Annotated in this window: 2 protein-coding genes; both read left to right on the top strand. The window is 69.3% G+C overall.

Going from position 1 to position 1,969, the window contains the following annotated elements:
* The coding region (locus ACR2JA_RS14005; protein ID WP_434009694.1) for an acetoacetate--CoA ligase at positions 1-1,665 on the top strand (1,665 nt) is incomplete at its 5' end.
* 65 nt (positions 1,666-1,730) lie between these two features.
* A partial coding sequence (locus ACR2JA_RS14000; protein ID WP_434009693.1) for a DUF1993 family protein occupies positions 1,731-1,969 on the top strand: 239 nt, incomplete at its 3' end.

The following is a 1,969-nucleotide window of genomic DNA, read 5'->3' as shown; positions in this document are numbered from 1 at the left end:
ATCCCCGAGACCATGGTCGCCTTCCTGGCGGTGGTCAGCATCGGCGGCGTGTGGAGCGTGTGCGCGCCCGACATGGGCACCAACGCCGTGCTGGACCGTTTCAAACAGATCGAACCGGTGGCGCTGATCGCCTGCGACGGCGTGACGTATGGCGGCAAGGACTTCGACCGCCTGGGCGTGGTGGCCGAGCTGCGCGCGGCGCTGCCGACCGTGCGCCACGTGGTGCTGCACGCCAACCTGGCCACGGAGCCGGCGGGCGTGGACCGGGCGATGGAAGCGGCCCAGCCCTGCACGGCGTTCAGCACCGCCACCGCACGCGACGACGCGGCGGTGCGGGCTTTCGAGCCGATGTGGCTGCCCTTCGACCACCCGCTGTGGATCGTCTACTCCAGCGGCACCACCGGCCTGCCCAAACCCATCGTGCATGGTCATGGCGGCATCGTCCTGGTCAAGCGCGCCATGGGCACGCTGCACAACGACATCGGTTGCAGCTACGACCCCAACAGCTGGGGCGAGCGCTACCACTGGTACAGCTCCACCGGCTGGGTGATGTGGAACGCGCAGATCGCCGGCCTGCTCGGCGGCACCACCTGCGTCATCTACGACGGCAACCCCGGCGGCAGCAAAGACCACCCTGACTGGACCGTGCTCTGGCGCCTGGCGGCGCGCGAAAGCGTCAGCTTCTTCGGCGCGGGTGCGGCGTTCTACGCCAACTGCCTGAAGGCGGGTGTGGACCTGTCCACCTGTGGTGACCTGTCGGCGGTGCGCGCGCTGGGCACCACGGGCTCGCCGCTGTCGGAGGATGCGCAGCGATGGGGCACGGCGCAGTTCGCCGCCATCGCGCAAACCGAAGCGCAGCGAGACATGTGGTGGTGCAACATTTCTGGCGGCACGGACTTCGCCGGCTCGTTCATCGGCGGCGTGCGCGACCTGCCGCAGATCCCCGGGCGCATGCAATGCCGCCAGCTCGGCGCCGCGGTCGAGGCCTGGGACGAGCAGGGCCGGCCGGTGCTCGACGCGGTGGGCGAACTGGTGTGCACCCAGCCCATCCCGTCCATGCCGCTGTACTTTGTTGGCGACACGGACAACCAGCGCCTGATCGGCAGCTATTTCGACACCTATCCCGCGGGGCATGGCCGCAAGCCGGGCGGCGGCGACCTTGAAAAAGAAGCGGGCGCCGTCTGGCGCCACGGCGACTGGCTGCGCATCCACCCCGACGGCTCCTGCGTCATCTACGGCCGCTCCGACGCCACCATCAACCGCCACGGCCTGCGCATGGGCACCAGCGAGTTGTACAGCGCGGTCGAGGCCCTGCCCGAGGTGCTGGACTCGATGGTGGTGGACCTGGAATACCTGGGGCGCGAGAGCTACATGCCGCTGTTCGTGGTGCTGCGCCAGGGGCTGGCGCTGGACGACGCCATGACCGCCAAGATCAACGGCGCCATCCGCACCGCGCTCTCGCCGCGCTTCCTGCCCAACGACGTGTTCCAGGTGGCCGAAATCCCGCGCACCCTCTCGGGCAAGAAGCAGGAACTGCCGATCAAGAAGCTGCTGCTGGGCCAGCCGCTGGACAAGGTCATCAACCGCGAAGCCATGGCCAACCCCGGCTGCCTGGACTGGTACGTGGCCTTTGCGCAGCGGCACGCGGCGGGCGCCAAGACCTGACGCCGGCAGAGGGCGGCCCGGCGGCGTAGCATGCGCCGCTTTCGTCCACACTCCCGAAATCCGTCATGTCCATCACCCTCTCGTCCGCCAGCCTGCCGGTCTTCCAGACCGCCCTGTCCAACCTGCTGCACTGCCTGAACAAGGCCGAGGCCAATGCCGCGGCGCGCGGCTTTGACGCCAACGTGTTCGTGCAGTCCCGCCTGGCGCCCGACATGCTGCCCTTCGCGGCGCAGATCCGCATCGCCTGCGACGCCGCCAAGAACGGCACCGCGCGCCTGGCCGGCATCGAGGCGCCGAAGTTCGA

The sequence above is a fragment of the Hydrogenophaga sp. genome (assembly GCF_051007235.1).
Lineage (GTDB): Bacteria > Pseudomonadota > Gammaproteobacteria > Burkholderiales > Burkholderiaceae_C > Hydrogenophaga.
This window is presented reverse-complemented; position numbering and strand designations above follow the sequence as displayed.